Here is a 26146-nt window from a genome sequence, read left to right as displayed (position 1 = left end):
GCTTATTGTTTGAACCCCAATAAGCCAACTTTCCAAAATATGCTAAAAGGTTAAGTGGATTTCATCGAACTCAGGTTTTCTTAAACTTAATTTCTACTTTACTTAGCATCTTTTTAAAATTTTAGCGCATAAAAAAAGCCCGCAATCTGCGAGCTTTCTTAACAGGCATATCAAATCTTAAGCAGATTTACGTCCCTGTGCATTTTTACGAATGGTGATCATCACCAATTGTACTGCTGCAGGTGTCACACCTGGAATACGACTGGCTTGCGCTAATGTTTCAGGCAAGACATGCTTCAACTTTAAGGTAATTTCACGTGACAAGCCTGACACAGCATCATAATCAAAATCGGCTGGAATTTTGGTTTCTTCCAGACGTTTTAACTGAGCCACATCTTCATGCTGACGGTCAATATAACCTGCATATTTCACTGCAATTTCAATTTGATCACCAACTTGTGCAGACACTTCTGAACCAGTCAATTCTGCAATTTGCGCAAAACTGATATTAGGACGTTTAAGCAGATCAATTGCAGAACATTCTTTAGATAAATCTGCACCAGTCATTTCTACAAATTTTTTACCCATTGGGTTGTTCGGTGCAGCCCACAAATGCTGTAAACGTCCTGTTTCACGCTCTACAGCTTCCATTTTTTCACAATAAGCCGCCCAACGGGTATCATCCACCAAACCAAGTTCACGACCAATTGGGGTTAAACGCTGATCTGCATTGTCCTCACGCAACATCAAACGATATTCCGCACGTGACGTAAACATGCGGTACGGTTCTTTAGTGCCTAATGTGATCAGGTCATCTACCAATACCCCGATATAGGCTTCGTCACGTTTTGGCGTCCATTGTTCCTGATCCCAAGCACGACGTGCCGCATTCAAACCTGCCAATACACCTTGCGCACCTGCTTCTTCATAACCGGTTGTACCGTTAATTTGTCCCGCAAAATACAGGTTATTAATGGCTTTGGTTTCTAAAGTAAATTTCAATGCTTGCGGGTTGAAGTAGTCATATTCAATCGCATAGCCTGGACGCAAAATGTGCGCATTTTCCATACCACGAATTGAACGTACCAATTCAAACTGCACATCAAACGGCAAAGAGGTTGAAATACCATTTGGATACAACTCATGTGTGTCTAAGCCTTCTGGCTCCAAAAACACCTGATGCGAGTCTTTGTCTGAAAAACGATGGATTTTATCTTCAATAGATGGGCAATAACGTGGGCCAACGCCTTCAATCACGCCTGTGTACATTGGTGAACGATCTAAGCCACCACGAATGATTTCGTGAGTGCGCTCATTGGTATGGGTAATATAGCAATTCACTTGCTCTGGATGCATCGACACATCGCCCATGAATGACATGGTTGGTGATGGAAAATCACCTGGCTGTGGAATCATCACAGAAAAATCGACTGAACGTGCGTCAATACGAGGTGGCGTACCTGTTTTTAAGCGTCCCACTGGCAAATTTAATTCGCGTAAACGTGCTGCCAAAGCAATTGATGGCGGATCGCCTGCACGACCGCCGCTTGATTTTTCCAAACCAATATGAATAACGCCACCTAAGAAGGTACCTGTAGTCAATACCACCGTTTTTGCATCAAAGCGAATGCCCATTTGGGTCACAACACCTTTTACGGTATCGCCTTCAACAATCAGGTCATCTGCAGCTTGCTGAAAAATATCTAAATTGGCTTGGTTCTCCAAAGTGCTACGAATGGCTGCTTTAAAACGCACACGGTCTGCTTGCGCACGTGTTGCACGAACCGCAGCACCTTTACGCGAGTTTAAAATACGGAACTGAATACCGCTTTTATCGGCAGCCAAAGCCATTGCGCCGCCCAAAGCATCAATCTCACGCACAAGATGAGATTTACCAATACCACCAATGGCAGGGTTACAGCTCATCTGCCCTAAAGTCTCAATGTTATGAGTTAAGAGTAAGGTTTGACGACCCATACGTGCTGCTGCAAGCGCCGCTTCAGTGCCTGCATGACCGCCGCCAATAACAATGACATCGTAAACTTTAGGATAGTGCATAATGGTCAATGAGAGATATAAAAATAAAGACGGAATATTATAGCAAAACTTCAGGCATAAGTTGACAGATTCAGTCGATTTTATTGGCGGTGATGCACTATAGAATTAATACTTTGTAATCTAAATTTGCATTTTTACTGTATATAAAAACATTTAAACCCATCAATTAACCAGATCACCGTTGTTTTAATTTGCCTATTTTTTATCCTATTAAGCACAGGTATTAGAAACAAAGGGAAACATCATGAATAAGAAAATTTTACTGTCATCTATGCTTTGTGGTTTATTTATTAGTCCATTTGCAGTGCAGGCAAATGACAAGGTAGAAACCATCTACAATGCGCAAAAATTTCAGCAAGTCTGTAAAGGAAAAACTCAAGGTACCGCTGTAAGTTTTGCGCATCGTGGCATTATTTGGAATGGTACGTGCGAACCACAATTCTTTAGTTCATCTAAAGCAGTACAATTACAAGGCAACGAACCTGAGTTATACCGTGCCTGTATGGCAGATGCACAGACCACTAGCATTACGCTCAATGGTACAGAACTGAAAGGAAAATGTGCGCTCGGCTTTACTCCGCCACGCCCACAAGCGATGTAATTCAGCATAAAACAACGTAGTCTAAAATTTGCTATCTAATAACAAGATCAGTAGCTTTTACCCCCAAAAGCAGTCACTTAAAAATAAGTGACTGCTTTGTTTATTGCACAACACTAAAAAACAATTAAACTGCAAAAAGGATCACAAGAATAATGTCACGATAAAAGATAAAAGGATGTGCAATGGACTCCAGCTTTTTTACCTTTTTTCTACCGCTCACCCTAGCAGTCATGATGATGGGTTTAGGCTTACAACTCACGCCTAAGGACTTTATTCGTGTCAATCAATTTCCTAAAGTCATCTTTTTAACTTTATTTTCGCAATTGGTGATTTTGCCTGTTCTGGCTTTTTTAATTTGTTTATTTCTAGAGCTCCCGCCATTATTGGCCATTGGTCTCATGTTATTGGCCGCATCCCCTGGCGGTCCAACAGCGAATCTATTTAGCTACGTTTATAAAGGTGATGTCGCCTTAAATATTACCCTAACAGCCATGAACTCGGTGATGGCCACATTTACACTGCCTTTTATTGTAAATCTGTCTTTTCTATATTTCATGACTGACCAACAACAAATTGGCCTACCAATTGAAAAAATGGCGCAAGTGTTTTTATTGATTATTGTACCTGTTTGTGTAGGCATGGCCGTGCGTAATGCCATGCCACAAATTGCGACACACTTGGGCAAACCTATGCGTTTAATGTCCATTTATTTTATTTTTGCCCTATTTTTTTATGCGTTGTTTCGTGAACGCGCCAACGTCTTTGACTATTTCAGCGCAATTGGTATTGCCACCGCATTATTTTGTTTTTTAAGCTTATTAATTGGGTATCTGGTTCCTTATCTGTCGGGTGTTCCAGACCAGCAGGCTCGCTCTTGCTGTTTTGAAATAGGTATTCATAACACCGCCGTTTCACTCACCATTGCCCTATCGGTTTTACAAAGCACAGAAATTGCCATTCCTTCTGCGATTTACACAATTTTTATGTATATGTTCAGCTTTATGTTAGGCAATATGATGGCAAGACAGTCTGCCAAACACAGCCTAGCTTTAGAGCAAGGACAAAACTTTAGCCACAAGAAAAATGCAGTCTAGCAAGAGCAATATCGCACTAATATTTTAAATCAAACAAAAACTAGAGATGTCTTAGTTTAACAAGGAGTGTTTATGGATTCAGGATTAATCACAATATTTTTACCACTCGCTCTAGCTGTTGTCATGGCTGGACTGGGTTTAGAACTCACTCCGAATGATTTTAAACGGGTCAGCAAACACCCTAAAGCAGTATTGGTGGCTTTATTTTGTCAATTGGCACTCTTAACAGCCATTGCCTTTGTCATTTGTAAACTGCTCAATTTACCACCGCTGCTCGCTGTAGGTTTAATGCTACTTGCTGCATCGCCAGGTGGCCCAACGGCAAACCTATTTAGTTATTTATATAAAGGTGATATTGCCTTAAATATCACACTCACCGCAGTCAATTCCGTTATTGCCGCATTTACCTTGCCACTCATCGTCAATTTTGCAATTCAGCACTTTATGCAAGATGGACAGCAAGTCGGTTTACAGTTTGCCAAAGTATTACAAGTCTTTCTCATTATTATTGTGCCAGTCACGATTGGTATGCTAGTCAGACATTTCAGTCCACAGATTGCAGATCGACTCAATAAGCCTGTGCGTATTTTTGCCGTGGTTTTTCTGATTGTGATTATCATTGGAGCAATTGCCAAAGAGCGCCATAATATTATGCTATATCTAGCCGATGTCGGACTTGCAACTGCCCTATTCTGTGCCTGCAGCTTATTGATTGGTTATTTTGTACCACGTTTCTTTGGGGTAAATAGTCAGCAAGCTCGCGCCTGTGCATTTGAAATTGGCATTCACAACAGTACCCTTGCCATGACGATTGCACTTACCGTGATGGCAAGCTCCACGATTGCAATGCCTGCTGCGGTCTATTCGATCTTTATGTATATCTTTGCGGCCATTTTGGGCACTTTGCTCAATAAGTTTGTCCCGACACCCGCAGCAGAAACATCGGCATCTTAACCCAGACTAGAGACTATTTATTACAACCCCAAACCCGTATTGTGTTTGGGGTTTTATTTTTTGGCTATGATTTTTGCATATTCATGGTCAAAAAAAAGAAACTAACTCAGCGAACTATTCCCGCTCGTTTCCCAAACAACAGCAGGCTAGCTGAATAAAAAATAGCGGCAATTGCCTGAGTTCAGTTACAATAGTGCTTTCGCATAGAATTTTAGGTTATATCCGTGAAGTGGTTACAAATACATATTACTGTTGATCAAGCACAAGTTGATTTTACTGAAACGCTACTCAGTTCTTTGGGTGCGGTAAGTGTCACATTAGATGATGCAGAAAATCAGGACTTGCTTGAACCACTTCCAGGTGAAACACCGCTTTGGAATAAAGTGATTGTGACAGGCATCTATGCACAAGATGAAGGTGAAGAAATTGATGTTACCGCTCTGGAAACATTTATTCGCACTCAAATGCCAGATGCTCCTTTACGCAGTGAGTTTTTGGAAGACCAAGTCTGGGAACGCTCTTGGATGGATTATTATGAACCTATCCAAATTGCTGATAAATTCTGGATTGTGCCTGAATGGCTTGAGCCACCTGAAGCAGATGCAGTAAATATTAAACTGGATCCAGGTTTAGCCTTTGGTACAGGCAACCATGCCAGTACCTTCCTATGCCTACAGTGGTTAGGCAAAACAGACGTAAAAGATAAAGTCGTGATTGATTATGGTTGCGGCTCAGGCATTTTAGGGGTCGCTGCTTTATTGCTTGGTGCGAAAAAAGTCTATGCAACCGATATTGACCCACAAGCAGTTTTGGCAACCAAACAAAATGCTGAACTGAATGGCGTACTTGAAAACTTGTACGTGGGCTTGCCTGAAGAGTTTAATCAGACTATTGCTCAGGAAAAAGCTGACGTATTGGTTGCCAATATTTTAGCTGGGCCGTTAATGATGCTTGCGCCAGAGTTTGCAACTTTAATTAAATCTGAGGGAGAGTTCGCACTTGCAGGTGTAATTGAAGAGCAAGTTGCTGAAGTTTCTAGTGTTTATTCTGAATTTTTTGATATAGTACAGGTCGAAAAACGCGAAGAAAACTGGTGCAGAATTTCTGGGAAACGCCACCCTAACTAACTACATTTTTTGAATTATGAGCGACAAGCAAACCAAGTGCCCTGAATGCCAAACTGTCTATAAAGTTTCTGTTGCGCAACTGACCGTTGCGCAAGGCATGGTTTGCTGTCCAAAATGTTCTAACAACTTTAATGCGCTTTCACATTTGGTGCAGGCGCATAAACAAGAAGTTAGTTCACGCTCTAATCTACAACGCATACAAAACCGTAGTTTAATTCCTGTAACTGAACAAATTCCGCAAGAACAGAACATTTTGGACATTTTCCAGCGTAAGGTGGAACACTCCAATATTGATCTGAAAACCTATTTAAATAATCTAAACTATTTCAGCACAGAGCCAATTGGCACTATTCCTGCCATGAATTTGTCTATTCAAGACATTGAACAGGAAAAAAAGCACAGTAATGGCTACTATTTGCTGTGGGGCATTATCAACACATTGCTAATTGGTTTGCTAGTCTTCCAGATTTTATGGTTTAACCCGAAATTCCTGAACAGTAGTCCTGCGCTGAATTCTGTATTCACACAGGTATGTCAGGTATTTAAATGTCAAAGCCTAGAAGAACGCTACAGTTTAATTTCTATCAACCGTGTTCGTGTAAAACGTATTGACCGACTGAATACGCAATTTACAGGCGAGCTGATTAATTATCACGATAAAAGCTTGGCATTGCCTAATATTAAAGTCACCCTAAAAGAAAACCAGAGAACTTTATCGACTTATATTTATTCTCCACAGGAGTATTTGGTCGAAAGTCTTTCGAGTATTCAACGTATTCCTAAAAATAGTCCTTTTAAGTTTGACATTTTGGTTCCAGTGGCACGAAACAGCTTCGATACCTATAGTTTAGAAATTATCAAGCCTTAATCGACAAAAAAAAGTAGAAAAAATTGCGAAAAAAATTAAAAAAATTGCAGTTTTCTTGCTCACTTTTTCTCATACAATGGTATCATACGCGCCACGAAAGCTTTGTGCTGCAAACTCCTCGCAAAATTCACAACAAATATAGTTCTGCCTAATGCGCTTTATTTTTTATATTGCGTACTGTGTAGATTTTTTTGTTTTGATTTTGGTCTGTAACAATTATTAATGTATTGTTACGCTTAAATTTCGACCAAGCGCTCGAGTTGTGGCAAGCTAAATGTTCCAGTTTTAGAGCTTACCGTTTTAGGATCTAAAACGGAGTTCATTTATTTATAGACCACATTGATATATCACTTTATCCAAGTGATATCTGATTTTCGGATTAATTCGCATGAATAGCAAATCTCCTATTTTTACTGCACAATCTGATGTTGCTTTACGTATTCACGTAGATCGCGCAGTTCGCCATTATTTTGCACAATTGCAAGGTGAACAACCTTCTCAGGTGTATGACATGGTGTTAGCAGAAATGGAGAAACCTCTTTTATCTGTTGTTCTTGAATACACTCGCGGTAACCAAACACGTGCTGCTGAAATTCTTGGACTAAACCGTGGTACTTTACGTAAAAAGTTAAAAGCTCACGGTTTAATGAGTGAATAAGTGATAAAATGCTTGCGGCCTCCGCAGGCATTTTTTTTTACCTGCATTTTGCTACTTTGTTTTAATCTGTAATTGAAAACTGTGACGAAGATCATGACTATTAAACGCGCTTTAATCTCTGTTTCTGACAAAACAGGTATTGTTGAATTTGCACAAGACCTTGCTGCACTTGGGGTAGAAATTTTATCTACTGGCGGTACTTATAAGTTGCTTAAAGACAACAACATCGCTGTTGTAGAGGTGTCAGAGCATACTGGTTTCCCAGAAATGATGGATGGTCGTGTAAAAACGTTACACCCAAAAATTCATGGTGGTATTTTGGCTCGTCGTGGTCTAGACGAAGCGGTTATGGCAGAACACAATATTGATGCCATCGACCTTGTTGTTGTTAACCTTTACCCATTTGCAGCAACGGTTGCTAAACCAAACTGTTCACTTGCTGATGCAATTGAGAACATTGACATTGGTGGTCCAACCATGGTTCGTGCTGCAGCGAAAAACCATGCTTCTGTGGGTATTGTGGTTAATGCATCTGACTATGCGACTGTCATTACAGAAATGAAAAACAGCGGTGCTTTATCTTACGAAACTCGTTTTGATTTAGCTGTTAAAGCGTTTGAACACACTGCACAATATGATGGCATGATCGCATCTTACTTAGGCGCACGTGTAGGTAAAGAAGAAGGTACTGCAGATCAGTTTGCACGTACGTTCAACACGCAATTAAACAAAGCGCAAGATTTGCGTTACGGCGAAAACCCTCATCAGTCTGCTGCATTCTATGTAGACCCTGCTGCAACTGAAGCTTCTGTTTCAACTGCGAAACAGTTACAAGGCAAAGAATTATCGTATAACAACATTGCAGATACTGACGCTGCACTTGAATGTGTGAAATCATTTGCAAAACCTGCTTGTGTAATCGTAAAACACGCAAACCCATGTGGTGTTGCTGTGTCTTTAGAGGGTATTCAAGCTGCTTATGATCTTGCTTATGCAACGGATCCAGAATCTGCATTTGGTGGCATCATTGCATTTAACCGTGAGTTAGATGTTGCAACTGCACAAGCGATTGTAGACCGTCAATTCGTTGAAGTGATCATTGCGCCAAGTATTGCAGATGGCGTACTTGAAGTGACTGGCGCGAAGAAAAACGTACGTGTACTTGTTTGTGGTGAGCTTCCTGCAATTGATGCTCGTGCACCGCAAATGGATTACAAACGTGTTAACGGCGGTTTATTGGTTCAAGACCAAGACTTGGGCATGATCACTAAAGATGACTTAAAAGTCGTGACCAAACGTGCGCCAACTGAACAAGAAATTGATGACATGATCTTTGCTTGGAAAGTTGCAAAATACGTGAAATCAAATGCAATTGTTTATGCGAAAAACCGTCAAACGATTGGTGTAGGTGCAGGTCAAATGAGCCGTGTAAACTCTGCACGTATTGCTGCGATCAAAGCTGAACATGCAGGTTTAGTGGTTGAAGGTGCTGTTATGGCATCTGATGCGTTCTTCCCATTCCGTGATGGTATTGATAACGCTGCTAAAGCGGGTATCAAATGCATCATTCAACCAGGTGGTTCAATGCGTGACGAAGAAACTATTGCAGCAGCAGATGAAGCTGGTATCGCAATGGTATTCACAGGTATGCGTCATTTCCGTCACTAATTTTTAGACGATCCTCCCTAGCCCTCCTTTATTTATAAAGGAGGGTTTTCTATATTATTGTAGAACGATGGGAGTTCCCCTTATACAAGGGGGATTAATTTTTAAGGATTTTAATAAATGAACATTTTAGTTTTAGGTAGTGGCGGTCGTGAACATGCATTGGCATGGAAAATCGCACAAGATGAAAAAGTTGCTAAAGTCTTTGTTGCACCAGGCAACGCAGGAACTGCAACTGAAAACAAATGCGAAAATGTGGCGTTAGACATTCAAAATAACCCTGCCATTATCGAATTTGCCAAAAATAATGCAGTCGATTTAATTATTGTTGGCCCTGAAGCGCCATTGGTGAATGGTGTAGTAGACGCTTGCCGTGAAGCAGGCTTAAAAATTTGGGGTCCAACCCAGTTTGCGGCACAGCTTGAAGGTTCAAAAGCCTTTGCTAAACACTTCCTAAAACGTCATAACATTCCAACTGCATTCTATGACGTATTCACTGAAGTAGATGCTGCCAAAGCTTATGTAGAACAAAATGGTGCGCCAATTGTCATCAAGGCGGATGGTCTTGCTGCAGGTAAAGGCGTGATCGTTGCGATGACTAATCAAGAAGCTTTTGATGCCATTGACGATATGTTGGCAGGCAACAAGTTTGGTGATGCAGGTTCACGTGTTGTGATTGAACAGTTCTTGGATGGGGAAGAAGCGTCTTTCATTTGTATGATTGATGGCAACAACATCTTGCCAATGGCAACATCGCAAGACCATAAACGTATTTTTGAAGGTGACCAAGGGCCAAATACTGGCGGTATGGGTGCCTACTCTCCTGCGCCTGTAGTGACTGCAGACGTATTTGAAAAAGTCATGCAAGAAATCATGCGTCCAACTGTAGACGGCATGAAAGCAGATGGCCATGACTATACAGGTTTCTTGTATGCAGGCTTGATGATTGATGCAACGGGTCAGCCACGTGTGATTGAATTCAACTGCCGTTTTGGTGACCCAGAAACACAACCTATTATGATGCGCTTAAAATCATCTTTAGTAGATTTAGTCGAGGCAGGTATCGCAGGTAACTTGCCTGCAGAAGCAAACTGGGATGAACGCAAAACTGTTGGTATTGTGTTAGCAACTGCAGGCTACCCAGAAACTTCAGGCAAAGGTGATGTCATTTCTGGTTTAGATACACAAATGGCCGATGCGAAAGTGTTCCATGCAGGTACAGCAAGCAATGCCAATGGCGAGATTGTGACCAATGGTGGTCGTGTACTGTGTGTGACAGCATTGGGTAACAGCATTGGTGAAGCTCAAGCCAAAGCGCTTGAACTGTGTGAAAAAGTGACCTTTGATGGCGTGCAATATCGTAAAGATATTGGTTATCGTGCCATTGCGCGTGAAAATGCTTAATATTTTTAGTTTAAAAATTTAAGTCCATAAAAAAGCTCGTCACAGAACGGGCTTTTTTATGGTCAACATTTTGACCTGAATCTGAATGGACTGCTCTAACCTACATCCCACTGCAATTTTTAATCTTTATATTGCAGAATAAATGCTAAAGAATCTAAATTATTTAAACACTTGTTCAAATCCACCATCTTTACAGAATATATTTATTAATAAGAACTTATTTTGACTAAATTGCTTTCTTTTGTAAAAACAGTGATATGCATTACAGACTCTCCCCTATATAGAATTATTTTTTATTGTTATCATGTTGCAAATTTTTGAAAAGCCGCAAAGCTTCCTTATCGCCTCGTATTTGATGAATGCGGCAGATTGGACGAATCGATTTTCAATACACAGACATTTCATACAGATTTAGAGGTTTGGTATAAATTGCATACAACTGATTAGATGCAATTTAACCACCTCCACAATGGCAAGTTTTAGGCATTCGCTCAAGCTTGCTCAGGATATATTCATGAAAAAGTTCCTTGGTCTTGTACTTGGTCTTTCAGTCGGCTTGGCGGGCTGTGACAAACAAGAAGCGCCTGCAACTGACGCAGCACAAAAAGATGCATCAGCATTGCAAACCGTTACTATGGCTTCTACTGGTTCAGACGCAGATATCTGGCGTTTTATTGCAGACTTGCCTGAAACTAAAGCTGCAGGTATTCAACTTGAAGTGAAAAACTTCACAGACTACGTGTCTATGAACACAGCGGTTGCCAATAAAGAAATTGATCTAAACGCATTCCAATCTTATGCCTATATGGTTGCGTTTAATGCCAACAACAAAGATCAGATTGCACCTGTTGCCACTACTTATTTAGAGCCAATGGGCATTTACTCAAGCAAAGTCAAAAAAGTGGAAGCATTCCAAAACGGTGCAACCATTGCCATTCCAAATGACGGTGCCAATGAGTCACGTGCTTTGCTTTTACTTCAATCTGCAGGCTTGGTTAAGCTGAAAGATGGTTTTGACTATGTGCAAGGTACACCTGCGGACATTATTGAAAACACCAAGCAAATTAAAATCAAACCTATTCAAATGGCAACTGCTGTACGTGTAAAAGACGAAGTTGATGCAATTGTTTTGGGCAATACCCTTGCAATGGAAGGTGGCTTAAACGTATTAAAAGACTCTATTTATTATGAGCCAATTGACCAAAGCACAAAAATGAATGTCAACATTATAGCGACTGCTGCAGAGCGTCAAAATGACCCTGTGCTACAAAAAGTTGGTGCGCTTTACCATACCGCAGCAGTGCAACAATATATTGATCAAAACTTTGGCGGCACCAAAGTGGATGTGAACAAGCCGGTCAGCTATTTCACTGAAACAGCAAAATAGTAATATAATGCGCTAAACAAAACAGGCAAAGCGAACTTTGCCTGTTTTTTCATTTATGGACAGTTTTTGACGATATGATTGAATTTAAAAATATTTCAAAGCACTATCAGCTCAAAGGTCAAACTTTACGTGCATTGGATCAGATTAATTTACAGATTCCGGCAGGCAGTATTTTTGGCATTATTGGTTATAGTGGTGCAGGTAAAAGCACTTTAATCCGCTTGATTAATTTGTTGGAACGTCCGAACGCAGGGCAAGTCATCATTCATCAAAAAGATTTTACTGCGCTGAATGCACGTGAATTACGTCAAGAACGTGCCCATATTGGGATGATTTTTCAGCACTTCAATTTATTGCAGACTAAAACTGTGGCCGCCAATATTGAAATGCCGATGAAACTTCTCGGCTGGAGCAAAGCCGAACGTGAAAAACGTTTAAATGAATTGCTTGAGTTTATTGATTTAAAACATAAAAAAGACGCTTTTCCCGATGAGCTTTCAGGCGGGCAAAAACAACGTGTTGGCATTGCCCGTGCCCTAGCCAATCATCCTAAAATATTGCTTTGCGATGAAGCCACTTCTGCACTTGATCCGCAAACCACTAAATCGGTGTTGGAACTACTTAAAAAAATTAATCAGGAACAAGGCATTACCATTGTAATGGTGACCCATGAAATGGATGTGATTGAATCTGTTTGTGATTATGTGGCGGTGATGGAACAAGGCAAAGTGATTGAAACAGGTTCAACACTGGAAATTTTTAGTCAGCCGCAACATCCAACCACCAAAAGTTTTATTCAAACGGTTTTACAGCAACAATTGCCAGTTAATATTCTGCATAACCTTGAAAACCAAAATCAGCACAGTATTTATTGCCTGAAGTTTTTAGGAAAATCTGCTCAGGAAACCGTGATTCAGGCCGTCATTAAACAGTTTGATATTAGCCTGAATATCCTATTTGCCAACATGACTGAAATAGATGGCGCAGTAATTGGGCAAATGTTTATTCAATTATTGGGCGATGCTGCAGAAATTCAGAATGCCATTGCCTTCTTGGAAAGTAGCGGTGTACAGGTTGAGCAGTCAGGAGTACAAGCATGAGAGATTTAATTGTACAGTGGCTGACTTCGCTGACCGCTCCATTTTGGAAAAGCTCCTTATCCATTGACCAGTTTGTCACAGCTTTGCAAGAAACTTTTCACATGGTGTTCTTTGCCATGTTGTTTGGTTGTATTTGGGGCTTTATTCAGGGCATTACCCTTTTGGTCACTCGTCCAACAGGTATTTTGCCAAACCGTGTGATTTATCACGGGCTCAACCCCATTGTAAACGCACTACGCTCTCTGCCATTTATTATTTTGTTGATTGCGGTCATTCCCTTAACCAAGCTCTTGGTTGGTACCTCTATTGGAACTTGGGCAGCGATTGTACCGCTGACGATTTATGTCGGCCCCTATATTGGTCGTTTGGTGGAAACTTCATTACTTGAAGTCAATGAAGGAATTGTCGAATCTGCACAGGCGATGGGTGCAACACCATTACAAATCATCTTCAAATTTATTTTACCCGAAGCACGCAGCTCACTCATTTTAAACTTGACCACAGCCACCATTAGCTTGATTGGCGCAACTGCCATGGCGGGTGCTGTCGGTGCAGGCGGTATTGGTGACCTTGCCATCTCCTACGGTTATCAGCGTTTTGACAGTAGTGTTGTCATGCTAACGGTGGTGGTGTTATTAATTTTAGTGCAGTTGGTGCAAAGTTTAGGTGACTGGTTATCTAAGCTGAGATAAAACAATCATCACTCAATTGCGTATAACTTAGCCTGTTCACCCCACTCAATGAAACGGCAAAAGTTAGTGCATAAAATTAAAATTGTGTTAGTTGTTGAAGATCACTTCAGCACAGAAAAACACTGCGGCATGTTTTGTCTTGAGCAGAGCATGCTAAACTAACCCGTGATTTTTTAAGGGACTGATTCATGCGCTTTGTTCATTTAGGTATACATACAGAATTTTCGATTACCGAGTCGATTGTACGCGTACCTGACTTGATTAAAGCTGCAGTCAATGAAGAAATGCCTGCCTTGGCATTGACCGATTTATCCAACTTACATGCTGCCGTAAAGTTTTATGGCAAATGTTTGGGACAAGGCATCAAACCAATTTTAGGTTCAGTGCTGCGTTTAAATGATGCCGATCATCGCGTGACCTTATTATCGATGACCAATCACGGTTGGCGCAACCTGACTGAACTGGTTTCTCGTGGCTATATTGAAGGCCAGCAGCTCAATATCCCCTGTGTGAATAAAACATGGATATTAGAACAAGCCGATGATCTGATTGTATTGCTGGGTATTCAAAGTGATGTCGGCAAAATGCTGATCACCTCCAATCCGCAAAAAGCAGAACCCTTGCTTGAAGAATGGATTGAAAAATTTGGCAATCGGGTTTATTTAGCCCTGACCCGTACAGATCGCCCTGATGAAGACACCTTTATTGCCGAAGCAGTTAAATTAGCTAAAAAATATAATATTGGCGTGGTAGCACATAACGATGTGCATTTTATTCGCCGTGAAGATTATGAAGCGCATGAAGCGCGCGTCTGCATTGCCGATGGTTATGTCTTAGGGGACAACCGTCGTCCAAAAACTTACAGTCCTGAGCAATATTTTAAAACCGCCGAAGAAATGACGGCGCTGTTTTCTGACATTCCAAGTGCCATTGAAAACAGCTATCACATTGCCAAACGCTGTAATGTCACACTGCAATTGGGTAAATACTTCCTTCCAGATTATCCAATTCCAGAAGGACACACCATTGACACCTACTTTGCACACTTGTCCAAGCAAGGTTTGGAAGAACGTCTAAATGTGCTTTATCCTGTTGCACAGCGTGACGAAGATTGGGCAGAAATTCGCAAACCTTATGATGAGCGAATTGAATACGAAATTAATATTATTAATTCCATGGGTTTCCCAGGTTACTTCCTGATTGTCATGGACTTTATTCAGTGGTCTAAAAACAACGGCGTACCTGTTGGCCCAGGCCGTGGTTCGGGCGCAGGTTCACTGGTTGCCTACAGCTTAAAAATTACCGACTTAGACCCACTGCGCTATGAACTATTATTTGAACGTTTCTTAAACCCAGAACGCGTATCTATGCCCGACTTTGACGTCGATTTCTGTATTGCAGGACGCGATAAAGTCATTGACTACGTAGCTCGCACCTATGGACGTGATGCAGTATCGCAAATTGCCACTTTCGGTACCATGGCAGCCAAAGGTGCAATTCGAGATGTCGCACGAGTTTTGGGTAAGTCTTATGGCTTGGCAGACCGTATTTCCAAACTGATTCCAACCAAACCCTTAGGACTCAGCCTAGAAGAATCAATTGAAGCCGAACCCCAACTTAAAGATGTAGTCACCAACCCGTCTAACCCAGACTATGATGATGCCTCTGAAATTTGGGAAATGGCCCTAAAGCTTGAAGGCATAACCCGAAATACAGGTAAACACGCGGGTGGCGTGGTCATTGCACCCACTAAAATCACCGACTTTTCTGCAGTCATGTGTGATGCCGATGGTACCGCACGTGTTGCGCAATACGATAAAGACGATGTCGAATCGGCAGGTTTGGTCAAGTTCGACTTCTTGGGCTTACGTAACCTGACTGTTATTGAAGATGCGGTACAAAATATTAATAAACGCATCAAAGCCGATACACCGCTAGATATTGCTCATATTCCACTGGATGATAAAGACGCCTATTTAGTCTTTGCCAATGCCAATACGACTGCAGTATTCCAGTTTGAATCCGTGGGCATGAAAAAGATGCTGAAAGAAGCACGCCCAAGTAAATTTGAAGAAATTATTGCTTTCGTGTCATTGTATCGTCCAGGCCCAATGGATCTAATTCCAGACTTTATTCACCGTATGCATGGTGGCGAGTTTGAATATCTACATCCTTTGCTAGAAGGTGTTCTTGAGCCGACCTACGGTATTATGGTCTATCAGGAACAGGTCATGCAGGCAGCACAATATTGTGCAGGCTATACACTCGGTGGTGCAGACTTACTACGTCGTGCCATGGGTAAGAAAAAACCTGAAGAAATGGTGAAACAGCGCCAAATCTTTATTGAAGGTGCTGAGAAAAAAGACATTGATGCCGCCACAGCCAACCATATTTTCGACTATATGGAAAAATTCGCTGGCTATGGTTTTAACAAATCACACGCAGCTGCCTATGCCTTGGTGGCATATCAGACTGCATGGCTCAAAGCACACTACCCTGCTGAATTCTTGGCAGCGGTCATGTCATCGGAAATGCAAAACACCGATAACGTGGTGTTTTTGATTGATGATTGCCGCCACAATGGCTTAGAAGTGTTACCGCCTTCAGTGAATATGTCTTTGTATCATTTCCACGCAAGCGATGAACGTACCATTGTCTATGGACTTGGTGCGATTAAAGGCGTGGGTGAACAGGCCATGCAATCTGTGATTGATTCACGCCAAAAAGAAGGACCATATCGCGACTTATTCGATTTCTGCCATCGTATTGATTTGAAAAAAATCAATAAACGGACTTTAGAAGCTTTAATTCGTGCGGGAGCTTTAGACTGTTTAGGCATCGAACGTTCTAGTTTAATGGCACAATTGCCAGAGGCAGTACAAGCAGCAGAACAAGCCCGCTCTAACCGTGAAACAGGCATTATGGACCTGTTTGGTGAGGTTGAAGAAGTACAGCGTAAACCTGCCAAACCTGTGAAGCCATGGTCAGATGAAGTACGGCTCAAGGGTGAAAAAGACACTTTAGGTTTATACCTGACAGGCCACCCGATAGATGTTTATCGCAATGAACTCAAAGCCTTTATACCTAGTAAGATTAATGAACTAACCCCAACCCGACGTGGTGTGACCACCGTCTTTGCAGGTCTAGTGGTGGATGTTGCTAACTTCCCAAATCGGATGGTGGTCACTTTAGATGACGGTACCGCACGTATAGAAGTCTCTGCCAACCATGAGCGTTTCCAACGTTTTAAAGACATCGTACAAACTGAAAAAGTGGTGGTGATTGAAGGCGAAATTTACGAACGCGAAGGTTTTGACCGCCCTATGGGTCGGTTAACCAAAGCCTTTAGCTTAAATGAAATTCGTCAAAAACGTGCCAACAGTATTCAGATTCATTTACATACAGAACATTTAAGCAAGACCCTGAGTCAAGACTTACAAACAATGTTGCTGCCTTATTGTAATGTAGATTTATGCACCCATATTCCAGTCATTTTGCATCTAGATTATGCCTATGCTCAAGCTGAATTGCATTTGGGTATTCAGTGGAAAGTTGCCCCTTTAGATGAAGCCTTAGTCAAACTACGTGATTATTTTGGCAAGGAAAACCTGCATATTGAATATCAGGTGAAATCGAAGGCAGCCCGAGTCGCAGAAGTTGCTAAACCTGCAAATATTGCACCGCCGCCTGCGGACATGAGCATGGACGATGCACTAGATTTATATAATGCAGAAGCTGATCAATATTCTTAAAAATTTAACCCATTTGGATTTGTTATGAGTCAAGTTGACAATGCCGCTGTTGCCGCACATCTCTCCCACGTGCGAATTGTCATGGTAAACACCACCTTGCCTGCCAATATTGGCAGCGCCTTACGTGCCATGAAAACCATGGGGCTATGTAAATTAGTTTTGGTTTCGCCTAAAACCTATCCACATCCAGATATTGACGCTTTAGCCGCAGGTGCAACCGACCTAATTGAGCAGATTGAAGTGGTGGAAACACTTGAAGATGCCATTGCAAATTGTCATCTGGTTTTTGGTACCAGCGCACGTAGCCGTACAATTCCTTGGCCATTGCTAGATGCACGACCTGCCGCAGAAAAATCGTTAAATGCTGTGGCACAGCATGGGCAAAATGTCGCGATTATTTTTGGCCGTGAAGACCGTGGTTTAACTAATGAAGAACTGGCTTTGGCCAATTATCATGTCACTATTCCTGTCAATGAGGAATATGGCGTGCTAAATGTCGCTCAAGCCATTCAGGTCATTTGCTACGAAATGCGTATGGCAGCCATGGATATTGTGGGCAAAGTTGCCGATCCTACTGCAACGATGCAAGTAACAGATTCTGAAGCCATGCAATGGGATGAGCCTTTGGTGAATCACGAACAAATGCAGCAGTTCTATCCACATTTAGAAAAAATGCTGGCAGAAATTGAATTTATGGATCCAAAAAATCCACGATTATTGCCTTTACGCTTGCGTCGGCTTTTCGGACGTATACAATTAGATCGTATGGAATACCATTTACTTCGCGGTATTTTTAGCCGCGTACAAGCAATGAATAACGGTTCATGGAAAAAATCTACATCAACACAGGACGAGGATCAAACTAATGCTTAAACAGCTCAAAGAAGACATTCAAGCTGTCTTCGCGCGCGATCCTGCTGCTCGAAATACACTTGAAGTCTTAACCACCTACCCAGGCATTCATGCATTGCTCATGCACCGTGTGGCACATGAGTTATGGAACAAAGACTGTAAAGGTTCGGCTCGTCTGCTTTCTTCATTCAGCCGCTTTGCAACAGGCATTGAAATTCACCCAGGTGCAAAAATTGGGCGTCGCTTTTTTATTGACCATGGCATGGGTGTGGTGATTGGTGAAACCGCCGAAATTGGTGATGACGTCACTTTGTACCATGGTGTCACCTTAGGCGGCACCACTTGGAATAAAGGCAAGCGCCACCCAACTTTAGAAGATGGTGTGATTGTGGGTGCGGGTGCAAAAATCTTAGGCCCATTCACCGTACATAAAAATGCAAAAGTTGGTTCTAATGCTGTGGTGACCAAAGAAGTACCTGAAGGTGCAACCGCTGTAGGCAACCCTGCACGTTTTATTATCAAAAACAAACCTGCAGATGATCAGGAAGCACGTCGTCGTGATTATGCAGCCAGCATTGGTTTCCAACCTTATGCCGCGACTGAAGATCAATCTGACCCCGTGCTTGACGGTATGCGTGTGTTACTTGACCGTTTACAACAGAATGAAAAACGTATGAATTTGTTATGTCAGCGTTTATCTTTGCTTGATCCAACCTTTAAAAGTCAGCAACAAGATGAACAACCGTATAGCGCTGAAGAATTAAAAATAATTGAAGATGTTAGACGTGAATGTGAAACTCAAAGCAAATAATCTTTTGCTTTAAAAACTTCGTATCACTGTGTAACCAAGCCCCCTCATTTGTATTGCATGTTCGGAACAGATTTCTTAGACTGACCAACATGCAATATTTTCATCTAACACAATCACCACTCACTTTTAAAATAAATTGAACGGAAGAACACCATGACCCTTAAGCCTTTGGCACTCAGCATCCTTGCCGCGACGCTCGTCAGCGCTTGTGTAGCAACACCAAAACAAAAAGTGAAACCACCTATCGTTTTTACAGAACCTGAATTAAGCGCACCATTTTATGCCTTAAACCCTTTTAATTACGATGCCCCACCTCCGTTTGAAATTAACCTACAAAAAGCAGCAGCACAGCCTGTCACCAAAATGGTGGTGACTGACCCGAACAATCCAAGCCAAAGCATCACTTTAGATCAGAACAAATTGATTGTACCTACGGTGAATAACAATCAACGCAGCTTAAAGTTTGCGGCCTTGGCGGGCGAAAATGAAATAGACATCACTGAAATTGATGATTTCTTACAACTGGTTGAAGGTAAGGCACGTCACTATCCGCCACGTTTTAGTGAGCGTCAGGAACGCCGTGGTTTTGAAGCCAAACTTAAAGAAGTAACCGCACAACTAGACACTTTGGCAGCCAATGAAAATGCCTCTTTTGATATTTTAATGCGTGCATTTAAAGCCAGCGTCATGGCACGTAACCTTGACTTAGGTTCTATCTACACTACCCGTTCACTCAGCTATGCACAGCGTATTTTAAAAATTAATCAGGAAGATGCAGAAGCCAACTTCTGGTTTGGTTTTGGCCTGTCTGAAGGTGGTGGTCATCGTGAAGCAATTTCATATTTAGACAAAGCGATGAAAGCGGGTGTGCAGGAAGCTTATTTGTCTGCAGCCAATAATTATATTGCGCTAGAACAAAAGAAAAATGCGGTACAAACGCTGAAAAACTACAAAATCAAATACCCGCAAGAAGCTGAAGTTGCAGACCGTTTAATTGCTGAAATTGAAAAACAAGGTCGCTGGAATGTTTGGCAAGTGATTGCACCACGCACTTAATCTGCACCGATACAAAAATACCTTAAAATAGGCCGTTTCGACGGTCTATTTTTATGGCTAAGCAATTGAATTACGCCTAAAAAAACGTATGATGGAAAAAAATCTTAAAAATTAAGCCAGACTTTCCATGAATAAAATTGTGATTGCTGCACTGCTCAGTACAACACTGCTGTCTGGTTGTCAGGTAGTGAGTGTCAAAAATCAAGCTTTAAAAGTCAGTATCGCCAATGAACGCGATAGCATTTTGTCACGCAAAAAAATCAGTGAAGCCAGTTTGAATGTGCTATCGATGACAGGACGTGAAGCCACTATTTGTGCCGAACAACCTGCAGAATGTGTCAGCGCACTGAAGCAAATTCCACAGATCCAAGATGAACAATTACTGTCTACGGCAAGTGAATTATATTTAGCCAAAGCCATTGCACTGGAAAACTCCTCGTCCTGCAAAATTGGTATTCTGAATAGTAAAAGATCGGAAGAACAACAGAAAATTAATCAGGCCAATTATGAACAATGTTTAGATCAGCAATTAAATATGCTGGATCAAAGCATTCGTTACAGTTATGCCTACATGTTTCAGACCAAACGTGCTCCACAAGACCGTATTTTTGACAACCGCCAAGTCCAAATTCGAGATTTTTATAATCAGGCGATTGCCAAACTGGTCAGTAGCTATGCACTACGACATAAACACAACGAATTACAGCATCAAATTCGTGTCGGCAATAGCATTTATGAAATTGATTTTGATCACTATCCACAGTTGAAACAACAAAAAATTCAGCAATTGATGTCGACCTATAACTTAAACTTTTCGGGTTTACGCTCCATTACCCGCCGTGATGGTTTTGGTTCTGAGTTTTTGGTGGTATTACCTGAAAACCCAAATGATGACATCAGCCAAAGTAAATATATTATTGACCCACTGAAGCACTACTATCCTGCTGGAAAAAATCCAAATATTCACCAAGCACGATATTTAGCAGCAACCCTGACCGCAGAACCACTTAGCGCTCGTTCAATTGAAGATATTTTATATAGTTCACAATTTAAACTAAAAGCTTACGATCCTTATAAATACGAAGCCGCAAATATTGCTCAAAAGAACTATCCATTGGCGGCAAACTTTTCTGCGCCTTATGGCTTGTGGTTAGCACAGAATAACTTGGGTAAATCGGCTTATCTTTCACTGATTGACCGTGAAGAACGCCTGAGTATGCCGCATCTGTATTTGCTGGAGCCTTATAACCCTAACAAAAAAGTGATCGTACTGATACATGGTCTTGCCAGTAGCCCTGAAGCGTGGGTGCGTTTAACCAACGATATTATGGGTGATCCTGTATTGCGGGAAAATTTTCAAGTGTGGCAAGTTTTTTATTCAACCAATATGCCTATTTTAGAAAGTCGTTTCCAAATTTATGCTTTATTGCAACAAGGCTTTAAACAGGTCAACTCTTCTGCTGCAGCCAAAAAAGATGCCGTAGTGATTGGACACAGTATGGGTGGCATTTTAGCTCGATTACTGGTGAGTGATACTGACCTTACCCAACCAGCAATGCAAATGCTGAAGAACAGACGTCTAGAGCGCTTTAAATCTGACCCGTTATTGCAAGCCCGTTTGCGACTTAAACCCATCACAAATTTTAATCGGGCAATTTTTTTAGCGGCTCCACACCGTGGTACAGAGTTTGCCGACCGTTGGTTTACCCTTGCTGCCCGTAAAGTTATTCGTTTGCCAGGTGCATTTTTAAATGCATTTTCAGATACCTTACAACAGCATGATGTTGACCTAAAAAATCTTGCTAAAGAAATTGGGCATGGAGTCATTCAAAATGGCCCAAGTGATTTAAGTAAACATTCTAAATTTACTGAACTGACTGAAAATATTCTGCCCGTAAAAGGTTTTAAATATCACAGCATTATTGGCAACAATACTGAAAGCAAAGAACCCCTACTCATGAATGATGATGTTGTGCACTACAACAGCGCACATCTTACAGGTGCTGTTTCTGAAAAAATTATCAAAGGCAGTCATTCTATTCAAGAAACGCCTGAAGCTGTACTGGAACTCAGACGTATTCTACGTTTGCATTTGCAAGAGTTAGGTTTGTATAAACCTTAAAATCCAATTTAATCTACGCAACAAAAAACCGAAGTGAATATTTCATCTTCGGTTTTTTGTTGACTTAAACATTCAAAATACTTAGGCAGGTGCTTGCCCCCAGTACGCTTTGGTCAATAATGCTTCTAATTCGGCATAGTCATATTCACGTGGGTTGTAATATGGACTATCACAAATAATACCTACGACTTCTGCGGGTGCTGTTGCAGGCAAGCCCAAATCTTTCAGTGCCATTGGAATATTTAACTTCTGATTGAGCTGATAAATTGCTAAGCCCAATTGATCTCGATCTGACACATTTAAAGCAACTGCCAATCGATTCATGGCTTCAACATCTGCATGGCGGTTATAGTGCACTGAATATGCCAGCATAATGGCATGGGTTTGTGCATGTGGTAATTGATAACGCCCACCAAGGCTATGACAAATTTTATGGTGGATTGCCATACCTACCGAACCCAAACACACCCCTGCTAACCACGCACCATACAAGGCTTGTTCACGTGCCTGAATATTGTGTGGCGTTTCTACAATTTCAGGTAAAGCCTGTGCCAGTTGAGTAATCGCTTCTTCCGCCATTAAACTGATAATTGGATTTTTATCTTGTGCATACAAGGCCTCAACCGCGTGTGCCATTGCATTCATACCTGAGCATGCCGAAATTTCTGTAGGCAAATTCAGGGTCAATTCTGGATCATAAATCACCACTTTAGGCAGTACCTGTTCAGCTTTTCCTGTGGTTTTTAGCTGATTTTCAGTAATACCATATACTGTTGTCATTTCACTGCCAGCGTAGGTCGTAGGGATTGCAATAATCGGTAGATGAGTTTCCAATGCAATCGCTTTGGCCAAACCAATGGCTGAACCGCCACCTAATGCCAAACAGCAGTCGGCTTTTAAATGCTTCGCATCGTGTATGGCTTGCTGTGCCACTTCTTTTGGCACATGCATCACAGCGTGTGGATATACCGCCACAGCACTGTCTTGGATTTGTCTAAATAAACGCTCACCTGCTGCTTGTTGTCCTGCAGTCGTAATAATTAAAATACGTTGATAACCGTAAGGATGTAAAATGTCCTGAATGTTATTCATTTGCGCCGAAGCAAAATGAACATCTACAGGCAAAGCCTGATAATGAAATGCTTGCATCTTATTGATCTTAAATTTTGTGACACTTTGAGTTTAAAGTGAAAAAGAGAGGCTTGAATAGCCCAATTCTGCAACGCTGCTTTGCAAAAAAGAAAACCATCAATCGTGTATATTTTAGATTTGGATTAGGTCGCATCGAATAAGTAATAGCAGTCTAAAAATACAAAAGCCCATTTTAAAATGGGCTTTGGCTTTCTTTTCAAAATTAAAACTGCAAATTTTGTACTTAGTCGATCTCTTTTAGGCACACTGCAGATAAAATTGGCACACCAAAGCACGGAAGTAACAATAGAATCCAGTATTCTACAACCGTTTCTTCGCTGATCATATTAATAAATAATCCGCCAATGACCAGTACCGCAGCAATTAAACCTAGAAAAATTCCAAAAAATCTTGCAGGCATTTTACGTCCCCTGAACAATCGAACAAAAGTGTTGAGTCTAGTATATACCCTATATTTGAATAATATATTATTTTTTAAGCAAAGATTAACAAAGCCATACAATCTTAGAGGTAGATCGAAAATGGCGATATTGCACAGAATAAAGCATTATCTCAACTCGCATTGTTTATTTAACTTGGGATGATACGCAAGGCATTTGCTGTTTCCACCATGCTTTCATACCACCCTGTAACTGCGATGTCTGATAGCCCATTTTGTTCAATTTTCGAGTTGCAGGAATACTTCTATGCGCAGACAAACAAATTGTCACCACAGGCTTTGCAAGGTCTAAAGCCAACGCTTGGATATTGGCTTCAGTCATTTGCGTTAACGGTAAATGCAACGCACCCTCAATATGACTATCACAGAACTCTTTTCGAGTACGTACATCTACAATTTGCACATCTTGCCGTTGTTGTAATAAATCCTGTGCACTAATTTCAGATACTTTGCCCCACGGCAAATACATTATTAAATTCCACATTGCTCACTCCACAACCAACAAAAACTTGAATATTCCAACAAATAATTTAAACCTTAGCACAGCAAAGCTGGTCAAAATTTGACTATTTTTAGATATGAAGCATCTAGACACATTTTCTAACAATAATCAAAACCCATTTAATATATAAGTTTATATTATATAATATCAAAATAAATGTGAGTGTCATGATGAAAACACCCGATCAACTTATTTCTGAAGCTAAAAGTGAAATTACAGAAATTAGTGTCCTAGAATTGCATGAAAAATACTTGAAACATCCTGATATTATTTTGATTGATGTACGTGAACCTGAAGAACACCAAGCCTGTGCAATTGACCGTGCTGTCAACTTTCCTCGTGGTATGCTAGAAATGAAAATCGCACAACATCCTGTTGTGAACCACTACTGTGAAGTTGAACGAGCACTTGCTGATCTTGCAGAAAAAGATATTTATTTGGTCTGTGGAACAGGCGGTCGCTCTGCTTTGGCAACTCAATCTTTGCAAAGAATGGGTTTTGAAAAAATCTTTTCAGTCCAAGGTGGCATGCAGGCTTGGCTAGATGCGGGTTTACCCACGATTTCCATTTCTGGCTAATTTAGTTTCAGGAAATGTAATCTAGTTAATATAGCATCAGGCGTGTATGTGTAATCTTTATGGTTATATGTCTGTATAAACAGCTATTTTACATTTAATTTTCACCTTTAATTTCATGCAATATTTCTATTACAAAATCAAAGATTTTGGTTTTTGTGATAGTGTTACATGCAAACTTTGAATAAAAGATCAATGCAGTGTTAATGATGTGGGGAAGATTGCTAGGCCTATCTGCAATCTTGTTGCAAGTCGCTGTATTTTTACAGCCATTATTGCCAGAGAAACAACATTTTTCCTCTGTGTGTAAAACTGTTGTCCAAGCATTATTTTCTGATCAGGCCAAATCTGCAAATCCACTATCTGCAGATCATACGCATCACTCATCAAACATCACTGCGTCTAACTCCAATTCAAATCAGACAATTACACATTCAGCTCAGCATCAGGATTCTTCTGAACAAGATTCGCATGCCAATCATGAGTGTGAATACTGTTTGGTATACAGCTTTGCACTGCCATTATTGGATACCAAGCTCAGATATGTGTTAATTCGCACACAAATTCGAGTTTTAGCTTTTAAAACAGCGTTTACTTCAACGCTGTTTCAGAGTGAGCCTTTCTTTTTTCTCCCACAAAGCCGTGCACCCCCTTCTGTCTTATAAACTCTTGTGATATTTGGTGATGGCGCAGCGATACACTTAGCTGCAAATCCCTATGATAAATATATCCAAACCGATTATTTATTTGAATGAATTGACTCGTTTATTCGACCCTAAGGAGGAGATAACCATGCATCTGCTTCAACACAGTCATAACTATGTAAATCATGATGTAGATCAAGTGGTATGCTTAGATTTAGCCCAACAAATTGTTAAAGTTCGACAAAAAATGAATATTTCACAAGCAGAACTTGCGGCAAAATTATGTATCTCTGCCAGAACTTTGGAAAGTTGGGAACGTGGTGTTCGTCAACCTTCTAGTTCTGCCCAAGCTTTGATTCGATTATTTATTAAATCACCGCAATTTGTGTTAGAAAGTTTGGCTTAAAACATCTGTTTTGATTTTTTAAAGCCTTTTAAAAACAATATAAAGAAGCTCTTGAGGGAGCTTCTTTAACTATAAAATCAATTTAAATGGTCAATCACTTCATCTTTTTGTTTAATATTCACCACAAATATTCTGAAGATCACAAATCACTTTTTTCAAAACCTTAAATATACAGTGTTTAATGTATTTACAAGATTACGCTGCATATTCTCTACTTATTCACTAAT

General features: G+C 40.9%; 23 protein-coding genes. 19 read left to right on the top strand and 4 right to left on the bottom strand.

What is annotated here, in order from left to right; all coding sequences use genetic code 11:
* Positions 1 to 177: 177 nt before the first annotated feature.
* Positions 178 to 2058 (bottom strand): tRNA uridine-5-carboxymethylaminomethyl(34) synthesis enzyme MnmG, encoded by a 1881-nt coding sequence (gene mnmG, locus HHA42_RS03475; protein ID WP_168417481.1) that lies wholly within the window; start codon positions 2056 to 2058, stop codon positions 178 to 180.
* Positions 2059 to 2302: 244 nt separating this feature from the next.
* Between mnmG and HHA42_RS03470 the strand changes: the two genes are divergently transcribed.
* From HHA42_RS03470 to HHA42_RS03395, 16 genes are all read left to right on the top strand, one after another.
* On the top strand, positions 2303 to 2659 hold the full coding sequence (locus tag HHA42_RS03470; protein WP_154320682.1) for a hypothetical protein: 357 nt from the start codon (positions 2303 to 2305) through the stop codon (positions 2657 to 2659).
* Between the two features lie 182 nt (positions 2660 to 2841).
* Positions 2842 to 3753: a bile acid:sodium symporter family protein gene (locus HHA42_RS03465; protein WP_168417483.1), complete on the top strand. Its 912-nt coding sequence runs from the start codon at positions 2842 to 2844 to the stop codon at positions 3751 to 3753.
* A 72-nt stretch (positions 3754 to 3825) separates the two neighbouring features.
* A complete protein-coding gene (locus tag HHA42_RS03460; protein ID WP_168417484.1) occupies positions 3826 to 4707 on the top strand; it encodes a bile acid:sodium symporter family protein in 882 nt (293 codons plus the stop codon).
* A gap of 224 nt (positions 4708 to 4931) precedes the next feature.
* On the top strand, positions 4932 to 5834 hold the full coding sequence (gene prmA / locus HHA42_RS03455; protein ID WP_168417485.1) for a 50S ribosomal protein L11 methyltransferase: 903 nt from the start codon (positions 4932 to 4934) through the stop codon (positions 5832 to 5834).
* Between the two features lie 16 nt (positions 5835 to 5850).
* Entirely contained in the window at positions 5851 to 6702 is an 852-nt protein-coding gene (locus HHA42_RS03450; RefSeq protein WP_168525436.1) for a DUF3426 domain-containing protein, read from the top strand.
* A gap of 388 nt (positions 6703 to 7090) precedes the next feature.
* Positions 7091 to 7360, top strand: a complete 270-nt coding sequence (fis, locus tag HHA42_RS03445) for a DNA-binding transcriptional regulator Fis (RefSeq protein ID WP_001086304.1) — start codon at positions 7091 to 7093, stop codon at positions 7358 to 7360.
* A gap of 93 nt (positions 7361 to 7453) precedes the next feature.
* Entirely contained in the window at positions 7454 to 9028 is a 1575-nt protein-coding gene (gene purH, locus HHA42_RS03440; RefSeq protein ID WP_168461389.1) for a bifunctional phosphoribosylaminoimidazolecarboxamide formyltransferase/IMP cyclohydrolase, read from the top strand.
* 117 nt (positions 9029 to 9145) lie between these two features.
* Positions 9146 to 10429, top strand: a complete 1284-nt coding sequence (purD, locus tag HHA42_RS03435; RefSeq protein ID WP_168461388.1) for a phosphoribosylamine--glycine ligase — start codon at positions 9146 to 9148, stop codon at positions 10427 to 10429.
* Positions 10430 to 10943: 514 nt separating this feature from the next.
* Complete coding sequence (locus HHA42_RS03430) at positions 10944 to 11816, top strand: MetQ/NlpA family ABC transporter substrate-binding protein (protein WP_168525435.1); 873 nt, start codon at positions 10944 to 10946, stop codon at positions 11814 to 11816.
* A 74-nt stretch (positions 11817 to 11890) separates the two neighbouring features.
* The gene (locus HHA42_RS03425; protein ID WP_168525434.1) at positions 11891 to 12916 is read left to right on the top strand and encodes a methionine ABC transporter ATP-binding protein; all 1026 of its coding nucleotides are present in this window, start codon (positions 11891 to 11893) and stop codon (positions 12914 to 12916) included.
* Positions 12913 to 13608 carry a methionine ABC transporter permease gene (locus HHA42_RS03420; RefSeq protein WP_168417491.1) on the top strand — a complete coding sequence of 232 codons (696 nt, stop codon included), beginning with the start codon at positions 12913 to 12915 and terminating at the stop codon, positions 13606 to 13608. Before HHA42_RS03425 ends, HHA42_RS03420 begins: the two co-directional genes overlap by 4 nt.
* 188 nt (positions 13609 to 13796) lie before the next feature.
* Positions 13797 to 17360: a DNA polymerase III subunit alpha gene (gene dnaE / locus HHA42_RS03415; protein WP_168461384.1), complete on the top strand. Its 3564-nt coding sequence runs from the start codon at positions 13797 to 13799 to the stop codon at positions 17358 to 17360.
* Between the two features lie 24 nt (positions 17361 to 17384).
* The gene (locus HHA42_RS03410; RefSeq protein WP_168461383.1) at positions 17385 to 18233 is read left to right on the top strand and encodes an RNA methyltransferase; all 849 of its coding nucleotides are present in this window, start codon (positions 17385 to 17387) and stop codon (positions 18231 to 18233) included.
* Entirely contained in the window at positions 18226 to 19023 is a 798-nt protein-coding gene (gene cysE, locus HHA42_RS03405) for a serine O-acetyltransferase (protein WP_168417494.1), read from the top strand. Before HHA42_RS03410 ends, cysE begins: the two co-directional genes overlap by 8 nt.
* A 153-nt stretch (positions 19024 to 19176) precedes the next feature.
* Positions 19177 to 20079 carry an ABUW_2363 family tetratricopeptide repeat lipoprotein gene (locus HHA42_RS03400; protein WP_168525433.1) on the top strand — a complete coding sequence of 301 codons (903 nt, stop codon included), beginning with the start codon at positions 19177 to 19179 and terminating at the stop codon, positions 20077 to 20079.
* A 127-nt stretch (positions 20080 to 20206) separates the two neighbouring features.
* The gene (locus HHA42_RS03395; protein WP_168525432.1) at positions 20207 to 22201 is read left to right on the top strand and encodes an alpha/beta hydrolase; all 1995 of its coding nucleotides are present in this window, start codon (positions 20207 to 20209) and stop codon (positions 22199 to 22201) included.
* An 81-nt stretch (positions 22202 to 22282) separates the two neighbouring features.
* Here HHA42_RS03395 and HHA42_RS03390 read toward each other — a convergent pair whose 3' ends face one another.
* The 3 genes from HHA42_RS03390 to HHA42_RS03380 form a co-directional block, all read right to left on the bottom strand.
* On the bottom strand, positions 22283 to 23350 hold the full coding sequence (locus HHA42_RS03390; RefSeq protein WP_168525431.1) for a maleylacetate reductase: 1068 nt from the start codon (positions 23348 to 23350) through the stop codon (positions 22283 to 22285).
* Positions 23351 to 23576: 226 nt separating this feature from the next.
* A complete protein-coding gene (locus tag HHA42_RS03385) occupies positions 23577 to 23753 on the bottom strand; it encodes a hypothetical protein (protein WP_168417930.1) in 177 nt (58 codons plus the stop codon).
* Between the two features lie 166 nt (positions 23754 to 23919).
* Positions 23920 to 24276 carry a rhodanese-like domain-containing protein gene (locus tag HHA42_RS03380; RefSeq protein WP_168417931.1) on the bottom strand — a complete coding sequence of 119 codons (357 nt, stop codon included), beginning with the start codon at positions 24274 to 24276 and terminating at the stop codon, positions 23920 to 23922.
* 188 nt (positions 24277 to 24464) lie between these two features.
* Here HHA42_RS03380 and HHA42_RS03375 point away from each other — a divergent pair, with 188 nt between their 5' ends.
* The 3 genes from HHA42_RS03375 to HHA42_RS03365 all read left to right on the top strand — a co-directional run bounded on the left by HHA42_RS03375 (position 24465) and on the right by HHA42_RS03365 (position 25919).
* Positions 24465 to 24872, top strand: a complete 408-nt coding sequence (locus HHA42_RS03375) for a rhodanese-like domain-containing protein (protein ID WP_168417992.1) — start codon at positions 24465 to 24467, stop codon at positions 24870 to 24872.
* Between the two features lie 203 nt (positions 24873 to 25075).
* Positions 25076 to 25534, top strand: coding sequence for a DUF2946 family protein (locus HHA42_RS03370; protein WP_168417932.1), 459 nt, complete (start codon positions 25076 to 25078; stop codon positions 25532 to 25534).
* A 127-nt stretch (positions 25535 to 25661) separates the two neighbouring features.
* The gene (locus tag HHA42_RS03365; protein WP_168417933.1) at positions 25662 to 25919 is read left to right on the top strand and encodes a helix-turn-helix domain-containing protein; all 258 of its coding nucleotides are present in this window, start codon (positions 25662 to 25664) and stop codon (positions 25917 to 25919) included.
* Positions 25920 to 26146 lie beyond the last annotated feature (227 nt).

The sequence above is a fragment of the Acinetobacter sp. A3 genome (genome assembly GCF_012371415.1).
GTDB lineage: Bacteria > Pseudomonadota > Gammaproteobacteria > Pseudomonadales > Moraxellaceae > Acinetobacter.
This window is presented reverse-complemented; position numbering and strand designations above follow the sequence as displayed.

Coding starts and splice junctions, on each gene's coding strand:
- mnmG (WP_168417481.1), bottom strand. CDS start 2,058: ATGCACTATCCTAAAGTTTACGATGTCATTGTTATTGGCGGCGGTCAT.
- HHA42_RS03465 (WP_168417483.1), top strand. CDS start 2,842: ATGGACTCCAGCTTTTTTACCTTTTTTCTACCGCTCACCCTAGCAGTC.
- HHA42_RS03385 (WP_168417930.1), bottom strand. CDS start 23,753: ATGCCTGCAAGATTTTTTGGAATTTTTCTAGGTTTAATTGCTGCGGTA.
- fis (WP_001086304.1), top strand. CDS start 7,091: ATGAATAGCAAATCTCCTATTTTTACTGCACAATCTGATGTTGCTTTA.
- HHA42_RS03380 (WP_168417931.1), bottom strand. CDS start 24,276: ATGTGGAATTTAATAATGTATTTGCCGTGGGGCAAAGTATCTGAAATT.
- HHA42_RS03425 (WP_168525434.1), top strand. CDS start 11,891: ATGATTGAATTTAAAAATATTTCAAAGCACTATCAGCTCAAAGGTCAA.
- cysE (WP_168417494.1), top strand. CDS start 18,226: ATGCTTAAACAGCTCAAAGAAGACATTCAAGCTGTCTTCGCGCGCGAT.
- purH (WP_168461389.1), top strand. CDS start 7,454: ATGACTATTAAACGCGCTTTAATCTCTGTTTCTGACAAAACAGGTATT.
- HHA42_RS03400 (WP_168525433.1), top strand. CDS start 19,177: ATGACCCTTAAGCCTTTGGCACTCAGCATCCTTGCCGCGACGCTCGTC.
- HHA42_RS03365 (WP_168417933.1), top strand. CDS start 25,662: ATGCATCTGCTTCAACACAGTCATAACTATGTAAATCATGATGTAGAT.
- HHA42_RS03450 (WP_168525436.1), top strand. CDS start 5,851: ATGAGCGACAAGCAAACCAAGTGCCCTGAATGCCAAACTGTCTATAAA.
- HHA42_RS03370 (WP_168417932.1), top strand. CDS start 25,076: ATGATGTGGGGAAGATTGCTAGGCCTATCTGCAATCTTGTTGCAAGTC.
- HHA42_RS03410 (WP_168461383.1), top strand. CDS start 17,385: ATGAGTCAAGTTGACAATGCCGCTGTTGCCGCACATCTCTCCCACGTG.
- HHA42_RS03390 (WP_168525431.1), bottom strand. CDS start 23,350: ATGCAAGCATTTCATTATCAGGCTTTGCCTGTAGATGTTCATTTTGCT.
- HHA42_RS03395 (WP_168525432.1), top strand. CDS start 20,207: ATGAATAAAATTGTGATTGCTGCACTGCTCAGTACAACACTGCTGTCT.
- purD (WP_168461388.1), top strand. CDS start 9,146: ATGAACATTTTAGTTTTAGGTAGTGGCGGTCGTGAACATGCATTGGCA.
- dnaE (WP_168461384.1), top strand. CDS start 13,797: ATGCGCTTTGTTCATTTAGGTATACATACAGAATTTTCGATTACCGAG.
- HHA42_RS03375 (WP_168417992.1), top strand. CDS start 24,465: ATGAAAACACCCGATCAACTTATTTCTGAAGCTAAAAGTGAAATTACA.
- HHA42_RS03470 (WP_154320682.1), top strand. CDS start 2,303: ATGAATAAGAAAATTTTACTGTCATCTATGCTTTGTGGTTTATTTATT.
- HHA42_RS03460 (WP_168417484.1), top strand. CDS start 3,826: ATGGATTCAGGATTAATCACAATATTTTTACCACTCGCTCTAGCTGTT.
- HHA42_RS03430 (WP_168525435.1), top strand. CDS start 10,944: ATGAAAAAGTTCCTTGGTCTTGTACTTGGTCTTTCAGTCGGCTTGGCG.
- HHA42_RS03420 (WP_168417491.1), top strand. CDS start 12,913: ATGAGAGATTTAATTGTACAGTGGCTGACTTCGCTGACCGCTCCATTT.